The sequence below is a fragment of the Photobacterium pectinilyticum genome, from assembly GCF_024357955.1.
Taxonomy (GTDB): domain Bacteria; phylum Pseudomonadota; class Gammaproteobacteria; order Enterobacterales; family Vibrionaceae; genus Photobacterium; species Photobacterium pectinilyticum.
Map to the genome: position 1 here is coordinate 1 of NZ_JANEYT010000126.1, position 9,104 is coordinate 9,104.

Below are 9,104 nucleotides of genomic sequence, written 5' to 3' on the forward strand. Positions count from 1 at the left end.
TACATGGATGTGACTGAAGAAATTAACGAAAACAGGATGTTAAGTCTTCAGCAACAGTTAAAAGGAACATAGCGTTTTGAATACGCTATTTTCCATAAGGTACGCTTGAGGAGTCCACTAAACCCTGAACGGATAGGCCGGAGCAATGGTGAAGGTGTCTGCCTCACTGCAAAGAACACCTGACTATTTACTTGTCATTCCGCCAAATCTTATAGCCTCTTTGCTGCATGGCTTTACCGAGTAGATGTGCAGCAATAGGGGCGGTGATGAAAAGAAAGAGTATGGTACCAATAACTCTTGATATAACAGTGCTTTCAGGCATTGAAAATGCGACTGCCAATAACAGAAAATAAATTCCTACGGTGCCGGCTTTTGTTGCAGCATGCATCCGGGTATAGAGATCTGGCATTCTTACAATACCTAGGCTGGCTACAAGCGTAAAAAAAGTACCGAAGAACAAAAGTATGCTTATCAAGATATCCATGACTAGCCCTTATCCAGCTTTTGTTTGGCAATTAGCCTTGCAAAGGCAATAGTGCCAAGGAAGGCCACCAGAGCAAGTGTAATGGCAACATCAAGCAGCGACTTCTGACCGCTATCCAACGTATAAACAGCAATAAAGCCGATAGTGATAAAAGAAATTAAATCTAACGCGACAACACGGTCTGCCAATGTTGGACCAAGTATTAGGCGAATAAATGCAAGTATCAAGCTGATAATCAAGCCAATATAGGAGAGCTGGATACTAATCTGAAGTAGATCACCCACGTGTAACCTCCAATATTCTCGCTTCCAAACCTTGTTTGACATCCTGCTTTACACGCTCGTGGTCAGGGGCGAACATTACGTGTAGTACAAGGTACTTCTTATCAGGTGTAACATCTAAACTTAAGCTGCCTGGGGTTAATGACACCATATTGGCTAATAGGGTTATTTCAAGGTCTGTTTCAGCATCAAGTGGTACATATACAATATCCGGTTGGCTCAAATGTGTGGGTGTGATGACATCCCAGACGACTCGAGTGACAGACACGATCATCTCGTAGCAAAAATAAATCACTAGCGCCAAAAAGGCTCTGAACTTCTTGAAATAGCCTGTTTTTAAGCCAAATGGTTGGCAAAGGCTTAGGGTGAAATACCCGACGACAAACCCGACAGTAAAATCGAGGCTGCCGTATTGCCCATTTAGTAACATCCAAGCCATGGCAAGAAGCAGGTTTAGGATAAAGTAACTCATGCCTTCTCTCCCATTATATTATGGTGCTCCCAACACAGCGCGTATGTACAAAACTGGGTTTAATAATTGTTCTGCAGCTTCGTTTGCAAATTCGAAAACAGGCTGAGCCACTAACCCGATTGTTATCGTCATTAGTGTTAAAACCGTAATGGGCAAACAGTAGAGAAGGTTGATTGACAGTGGAAAATCTCTCTCAGTTTGATTGGATACCGGTGCTTTCCAGAAGGCTTCGCTCCAAATCTTAGTCATCGAGAATATAGTTAATAGCCCTACCACAAGTGCTGTTGCTGCTAGTAGATTATAGTCATTGATAATACTGGCTTTAATGACCAGGAATTTTCCCCAGAAGCCAGAAAGAGGTGGGAAGCCTGCCAATGAAAAGGCGGGAATAAGAAATAAAAAAGCAAGCCATGGCATGGCTTTGTAAACACCACCTAAATGGCGGAGTTGGCTTGTACCATAATTGCTTTCTATAAAACCGCCAATCAAGAACAAATTTGCTTTTACGATGATGTGGTGAATGATATAAAAAATCGCACCAGCAATAGCTATAGGGGTATACAAAGCCAATCCCATTATCATGTAGCCAATTTGGCTGATAATGTGGAAAGAGAGTATTTTCTTGATGTCAAACTGACTGGCAGCACCTAATACGCCAGTCAGCATAGTTAAGCCGCTAACCCAAATGAGCAGCGGCTGCCAGTTGGTCTCGGTAAGGGGAAAGACCAAGGTGAAGATTCTTAGCAGGGCATAAACGCCGACTTTTGTCAGTAGGGCGGCAAACAGTGCAACGACGGCATTTGGTAACGTATGGTATGAGGCAGGTAGCCATGAAAACAACGGAAACAATGCTGATTTGATGGCAAAAGTAAACAGAAACAGGGCTGATAATAGAGTTGAGGTTTGAGGTTCTATATATGGGATCTTCAAATGGAGATCAGCTAAGTTAAGCGTCCCCGTTGCACCATAGGTTAGACCGATGGCCAGTAAGAATACCAATGTCGATATCAAGTTGAGCAAAACGTATTTTACCGCACCATCAATTTGCCTTCGACCAGCATCAGCTATCATCAAGCCAAATGAAGCAATGAGCATTACTTCAAACCACACATACAGGTTGAAGATATCACCGGTTAAGAATGCCCCGTAAACCCCAGCTAGCAGCACATGGAATAAGACGTGGTAGAGGCCATAAGATGGCTTATGTCTTAAATCCGCCATGGCATAAAACACAGTAACTGCACCAATAATGGCGGTAATGACCGTCATCGCTACACCGAGGAAGTCGGCAACAAAGACAATCCCAAATGGTGCCATCCAGTTACCAAATGCAACGGCGTACGGACCATTTTCAAGGATCTTTCCCAGTAACTGCACACTACAAAAAACAGTTATGATCACGCTGGAACCACTAACCCAATTGATGGCATTTGGCCTATGGCGAACAAAAAAAGCACTGGTAGCAGTGAGTAACGATAAAACGACGGGCAGAGTGAGCCAAACTGAGGTCATTGATCCTCCTCAGAATGTTGCATGTCATCGATATCAGCCGAACCTGTTTCCATATAGGCTCTATATAACAACATTAATGCAAAAACCAATAACCCAAAGCCAATGACAATTGCTGTCAGAATAAGCGCTTGTGGCAGAGGATCGGCAGCGCCATCAGGAGGAAGCACAGCGTTAGTATTAATAAGAGGGGGATTACCCGGTGTTAAACGACCGGCTGTGAAAATGGCTAAATTGACAGCATTACTGATCAAAATTAGGCCCAGTAAAATGCGGAGAATATGACGCTCAAGCATGAGGTAAACCCCGGCAGTCACAAAAACACCAACGACTATGCTCCATAGTACTTCCATTAATCGAGCTCCTCATTCACTCTTAGCAAGACCTCAAGCACTCCGCCGATAACCGCGAGGTATATGCCAACATCGAAAATGAGTGGAGTGCCTAACGGTAATACCTGCTTCCACCACATCCCGGTTAAGAAAGGTGCTCCCATAACAAAGCCGATCCCACCTGCCAACAGGCTTAAGAAAACACCAAACATTGCGATATTCATCGGTCTATAGCTCATCCGCTCCCTGACATACTGCGGCGATTCCGCAAAGATAAGTAATGTTAAGCCGATGACGGCGATGAGTGCACCAATGAATCCACCACCAGGAGAATTGTGTCCGCGAAGGAGTAAATACAAGGAAAAAACCATCATTAGTACGGCAACGATGTGGGCCGTGGTGCAGAAAATCAGCGATTGTATCCGGTTTTGCTGCTGAGAATGAGTCTGGAACAAGCTGATTGCAGCGATTGCTGCTACTACCACAACAATGGCTTCTCCCAGGGTATCGAAAGCTCTGAAGTCAACCAGAATGACGTTGACGATGTTTCGTCCATGACCACCAGGCACGCTGTTTTGGGCAAAGAAATCGGCGAGTGGTGAGTCCAGTGGTCCCTTGGTGATAGTGAGTAGTAACGCAGTAATGGAAAGACCTATCACCACGGCAATGAAGCCATGAAAGCTTCGTCGTGCAATAGAGTGTTGTTTGACTGTACTGAAATGAGGAAGATGGCTAATGAGTAACGCAACGAATACCACCATCAGTGTTTCCACCAAGAGTAGTGTCTTGGCCACATCGGGTGCGCTATAGATCATGAAGACCAATGTCATCAGAAAGCCGATAGCACCGAGCCCTGCAATGGATAACAGGCGTGAAGCCGAGATTACACAGAGCAAAGCGGCAACCATTAACAGCACCGCAATGGCAATTTCGTAGAGCTGGATAGTCCTAATCCGTTCAAGGACGTCACCGGAAACCTTAATTGGATTTAACAATAATATCGTAGCAAGTACCGAGAAAAAGAGTAGGGCGTAGAGGCTAAGACGACGGTGTTGCAAGCGGTTGGTTTGCCAAGTGGCAACAGATAACATGAATGTCATGCACTTTTCAAACACGTCGCTTGCCACTGGAAGAGGGCCAAGTAACTTATTTAATATCAGAGTAACGGACGACATGTTTTTATAAATGAGGAGTCCTAAAGCTAAAGTAACACCACTCATGATTAAAGGCAGATTGATCCCTTGCCACAATTTTACTGGGCTAGATTGCTCTACTTGATTGATCTCAAAAATAACGGTGGAGAGAATGTATTCATTCAACCAGCCCAATCCGAGGGTGGGAACGATCACACTACAGCAAGCCAGTACCAAAGGGGGGATCCAGAAGCCGATTTCAGCCTCGATAGATTTAACGGTCGGGTTATCTTCGACTTTTTCCCGTAAGAAAGGCTGCGAAATCACCGCAATTGCGAGGGCGACCATGATGGCATTGATCATCACTAAAGCGAACATAACGATGCCATGGACTTCCAGACCAGCTTTGTATGTGTATTCTTTACTTAGGAAACCGAGCAACGGCGGGATTCCTGCTTTGGAGAGGGCGGCAATAAGCCCAGAGGCGAAACTGAATATCAGTACGGCCTTTAAACCATAGAGTACCCTGATATCACGCGTACCCGTTGCTTTGTCGATATTCCCGACCACCATAAACAAAGAGGCTTTATAAAAGGCGTGAGCAAGAATGAACAGGATAGCGGCTGCGAGTGCGGTTTCAGTGCCGATGCCGAGCAGCAACGTCAGGATGCCGAGTATCGTATTGGTGCTGAACGCTAGCATAAGCTTGAGATCTTTTTGCATCAGCGCGATTATCGCTGACCACAAGGCGGTAAAGCCACCGACCGTGATTAGACAATAAAACCAAATATCACTGCTGGCATACACCGGCGAAAGCCTAGCCAGTAGATAAATTCCCGCTTTGACCATCGTCGCTGAGTGCAAAAATGCACTGACTGGTGTTGGGGCGGCCATGGCACCCGGTAGCCAGAAATGAAAGGGGAATTGCGCCGATTTAGTAAAAGCGCCAAGGAGGATCAATACTAAAGATGGCACAAAATACGGGTGTTGAGTTACGCTGTCTTTAGTGGAAACTGCCTTATCAATGATCGTACTGAGATCGTAGCTACCCGTTATTTGTCCCAGTAATATTAACCCGGCTAATAAGGCTAATCCTCCGGCAACTGTAACGACTAATGATTGCAGTGCATTCTTGCGAGATTTTTCATTTTCATGATTGAAACCGATAAGCAGGTAGGAAGTGATTGTCGTGAGTTCCCAGAACACAAACAGCAAGATTATGTTGTCACTCAGAACAAGCCCGAGCATGGATAACATGAATAGCGTGAGATAGAGGTGAAAAGAAAAGCGCTCGGCTTTCCCTTTCATATAGGCTAATGCGTAGAGCTGGACAAAAAAACCAATACAACTGATTAAGCCGACAAAGACAAAAGAGAGGGCATCAAGCTGTAGGCTAAGGTTAATATCGAGACTAGGCACCCATGCTGTTGACCATCGTAGGCCTGTCGGAGACGATTGATAGTAATAAATCGATGTCAGAAAAAGGATTGCAGGAAACACCACAAAACCCAGAAGCATGTAATGGTGTTTACCGCTATCTAGTAAAGGCTTTATTTTATCTCGGTTACCTGCCACTAATTATATTCATCCCTTTAGATATGCTTATAAATGTACTTAGTGCTAATAAGGCTAATCCATAAACCTTATTTTGCGTCCAAGGTACTCACGTCCTAGGCTCTTGCGTTGAAGATGGTCTCACGCCTCAGTTAGTTGCGTTCGGAATATTCACCGCCATTGAATGTGTGGTTGTGCCTTTCCTTGAGGTTGTGTGTCTCTGCGTGAAGCCGACACACCTCATAACCATCATATGTGCACTCGCCAATATTGTTTCTTGGACAAACAAAAACATTGCAGTGTTCAAGCATTTCGGTGCTGCAGTAAGGACAGTACTTTTTCACAATTCTCTCCATATACAAAATATGTATTCTGTTGTAATGATTCCTTCTGAATATAATGTAGACGGGAATGTTGAAATTCGATGACAGCCTTAAATGTGATTTACAGCTATTTACAATCTATTACAAAGGTCGCACTGGTAAGACAAGTTGGTCAATTTGAGATAAAGTGAAAGGTTAGCTCTAATTACATGAAATATAATAATTAACCTAAGTTCTGGATAAAAATAGATAGGAACCAGCAATGCGTAAGTTAGTGAACTTGTTTTGTCATGTCGATGATTTTTGGCAGGCTTTTCTTCCTCAGTGGCAAGAGCTTTCTTGACGTTATGCCATCAGTACTCATTCCGCGTAGCTCTTTCTTCACGCATACTAAGGCATAAGGTTTTCAAAGAAGCAGCCTAATACCAATCTGGATAAGTCGTTGATCAAGTATTTGGACTGGAAAAATCGTTGTTATCAAGGCAGATATTGCAGTAACTAGTGGCTCTAATTACAAAATATCTTAAATTCAGATAAGCATTCCTCGTATGCCCATGCCCCATCAAGAAGCTGATTGTGGCCACTGGCGAGTTTAAGATACGCAAGCGAGCTTGGTCAACAATCGAAGGCAAGGGTATGGGAAAGATCCGCCTTTATAAACCGGTTGTTCAATGTTGAGTATGTTGACCTGTGATTATCTCGAACTTCGATGGCAAAAGTGGGTCTAGTGAATGAGTTCAACAAGCCCGTAATGCTTTTAGTATTTCCCTGCACCGATATAGTATCTTTTATACTAAAGAGAACATGTTTTTTCCATTTAGCTTTGACTTATATAAAGCTATGTCAGCGCGATTATATATATCATCAACACTATTATCACTCTCTTTAAATTGACTTATCCCGATACTAATAGATATAGTTAAATCTAAGTTTTTATCATCGATCGTAATTGATTGGGCTGCTTTATTTAAGCGTTTAGATAATGCTGAGTATGATTTTTCTGTGGTTCCTCTATATATTATTCCAAATTCATCTCCGCCTATACGACTTATTAAATCCGTTTTTCTTAGCTCTGCTTTGCATTTTTGTGCTATATTTCGAATAACTGAATCCCCAGCTTGATGACCATATTTATCATTAACTTGCTTAAAGTTATCAATGTCGATAAGAAAGAAAACAATGTTTTCTTTATATCTTTTGAAATTGTAATAAGACTCATCTAAAGCTTTAAATAATTTTCTTCTATTATAAACCATTGAGAGGGGATCTGTTTCAGCTTGATGTATTAATTGTTGTTTTAATTTATAACTCTCAGTTATGTTTCTTACTACCCAAACAACAGCACGTTCTCCGTATCGATATGACTTTAATGGGGTAACTCGCCCTTCCAATCTTAACTCACCACCTGGACCATGAGAATGGTTGATGTAGGACATGTTTTTGGGTAAGAAAGAATACTCAAAAATCATCAATTTATTTTTTGATAGTGTCTCTTTGATTTTATCTATAAACCAACGGGCTTGTTCATCGGGTAAGATTTCAAGTATGCTGAAATTTTCAAGAACACTGCAATTATGATACTGCTCTAAGCTATCGCCTCCTAAAACAGCGACAATTCGACCTGATTCAGTAATAACAAAAACCAAATCTGGTAATGAAGAAATTATTGCTTCATATTCTTCAAATTTATTATTATCCATCATGTCACTTATAATAAATGAACCTGATTAAACTATAATTCCCCCTGATTTTTTAAGCAATGTCCAGTCGATTTTTTTAGGTGATGATGTTCACGTTCCACAAATGATATAATCCTCGCACCTTGAATGGATGGGCGCTTTTGTGCTCGTGCTGATTAGAGTGGTTGCTACAGCTTAGGCAATGGCCATGGAATATAGCTCAGCCAGACGTTGCTATTGTACGCTATTGGTATTGAAATTATCTGGTGCTAGCCATGGCTTAAGAGCCCTCCAACAAAAAGCTCTTGAAGTGACTGGCAACGGCTGACGCTTTTGTCGGTGGATGATAATACAGGTTGAGGCTCCAGATACTGGTTTCGTAGTCTTCCAAAATAGGGGTGAGTTGCCCATCAGATAGCGGTTTATCAAGGATGAAGGACGGCAAATAGGCAATACCAGCCCCTTTGATTGCGCTTTGCAGTAACAAATCACTGTCGTTAACCTCTAGTGACTTAGGCACTTTTATCATTTGGGTTTCGCCATTGCGTTCGAAAATCCAATCATTACTGCCAGTCAGTGTGGTAGCAAATAAACATTGGTGTTGTGACAACTCGGTTGGAAATTCGGGAGCTGAGTTTTGTTCTAGATACTCCGGAGAGGCGACGGCAACAAAAGGGCTTTGCATCAGTTCGCGACGAACAAGATGAAGGTCTTTCTCTTGATAGCCTTGATAGCAAGCGTTGGCACTGATAACCAAGTCGGCTTCTGCGGCATGATCAAGCGCCCATGGCGTGACATTGAGGTTAAACGTGACATTGGGGTGCGATACGAGGTAGCTGCTTATTTTATCCATTAAGAAGTTGTTGGCATACACCGGGGTACAAACGATATTGATATGGCCTTTATCTTGCTCTTGGTAGTCTTGCAAGCTACGACATAGTTGTTCGGCGCTATCAACCAAAGGTGAAAACTCATCAACCAGCTTTTGACCTGCAGGGGTGGCGGTTAATAAACGATTAGTTCGGCGGCATAGGGTAATGCCGAAGCTTTGTTCGAGATCTTGCAACCAGCGGCTACCTGCAGAGACTGAAACATTGAATTTTCGTGCTGCGGCAGAAATTGAACCGGTTCGGATAACGTAAACAAAGAAAGCCATTTTATCGAGCATAGTGTTGCCTTTTTTAATCGAAAAAACAGGCTTATCAATGACAAGCCTGTTGGGTATTACAACGTGTGATTAAGCGTTTGCTTGCGCTTCAATAGCAGCTGGTGCTGGTACTTTCTTGCCAAGTTTTTTGGCCATCACTTCTTCCATTTTCTCCAGGCTGACACCTTTG

At 42.9% G+C, this 9,104-nt stretch carries 8 protein-coding genes and 1 pseudogene; 1 reads left to right on the plus strand and 8 read right to left on the minus strand.

Going from position 1 to position 9,104, the window contains the following annotated elements:
• Positions 1-187 precede the first annotated feature (187 nt).
• Genes mnhG through mbhE form a run of 6 tightly spaced genes read right to left on the minus strand, consistent with a single transcriptional unit; the run spans position 188 to position 5,729 of the window.
• Positions 188-484 (minus strand): monovalent cation/H(+) antiporter subunit G, encoded by a 297-nt coding sequence (gene mnhG / locus NHN17_RS24715; protein WP_255045331.1) that lies wholly within the window; start codon positions 482-484, stop codon positions 188-190.
• Between the two features lie 2 nt (positions 485-486).
• Entirely contained in the window at positions 487-810 is a 324-nt protein-coding gene (locus NHN17_RS24720) for a cation:proton antiporter (protein WP_373689596.1), read from the minus strand.
• Positions 761-1,237 carry a Na+/H+ antiporter subunit E gene (locus NHN17_RS24725; RefSeq protein WP_255045333.1) on the minus strand — a complete coding sequence of 159 codons (477 nt, stop codon included), beginning with the start codon at positions 1,235-1,237 and terminating at the stop codon, positions 761-763. Before NHN17_RS24725 ends, NHN17_RS24720 begins: the two co-directional genes overlap by 50 nt.
• 18 nt (positions 1,238-1,255) lie before the next feature.
• Positions 1,256-2,749 (minus strand): proton-conducting transporter transmembrane domain-containing protein, encoded by a 1,494-nt coding sequence (locus NHN17_RS24730; RefSeq protein WP_255045334.1) that lies wholly within the window; start codon positions 2,747-2,749, stop codon positions 1,256-1,258.
• The gene (locus tag NHN17_RS24735; RefSeq protein ID WP_255045335.1) at positions 2,746-3,099 is read right to left on the minus strand and encodes a Na+/H+ antiporter subunit C; all 354 of its coding nucleotides are present in this window, start codon (positions 3,097-3,099) and stop codon (positions 2,746-2,748) included. Before NHN17_RS24735 ends, NHN17_RS24730 begins: the two co-directional genes overlap by 4 nt.
• Positions 3,099-5,729 carry a hydrogen gas-evolving membrane-bound hydrogenase subunit E gene (gene mbhE, locus NHN17_RS24740; RefSeq protein WP_255045340.1) on the minus strand — a complete coding sequence of 877 codons (2,631 nt, stop codon included), beginning with the start codon at positions 5,727-5,729 and terminating at the stop codon, positions 3,099-3,101. The genes NHN17_RS24735 and mbhE overlap by 1 nt, the downstream gene beginning before the upstream one ends.
• 917 nt (positions 5,730-6,646) lie before the next feature.
• Here mbhE and NHN17_RS24750 point away from each other — a divergent pair.
• A pseudogene (locus tag NHN17_RS24750) lies at positions 6,647-6,782 on the plus strand (IS6 family transposase); the annotation flags it as partial.
• 94 nt (positions 6,783-6,876) lie between these two features.
• On the opposite strand, the gene NHN17_RS24755 reads toward NHN17_RS24750, so the two are convergent.
• Together NHN17_RS24755 and NHN17_RS24760 are read right to left on the minus strand one after the other, a co-directional pair.
• Positions 6,877-7,788 carry a sensor domain-containing diguanylate cyclase gene (locus tag NHN17_RS24755; RefSeq protein WP_255045338.1) on the minus strand — a complete coding sequence of 304 codons (912 nt, stop codon included), beginning with the start codon at positions 7,786-7,788 and terminating at the stop codon, positions 6,877-6,879.
• Between the two features lie 259 nt (positions 7,789-8,047).
• Positions 8,048-8,935 (minus strand): LysR family transcriptional regulator, encoded by an 888-nt coding sequence (locus tag NHN17_RS24760; protein WP_255045339.1) that lies wholly within the window; start codon positions 8,933-8,935, stop codon positions 8,048-8,050.
• Positions 8,936-9,104: the final 169 nt, after the last annotated feature.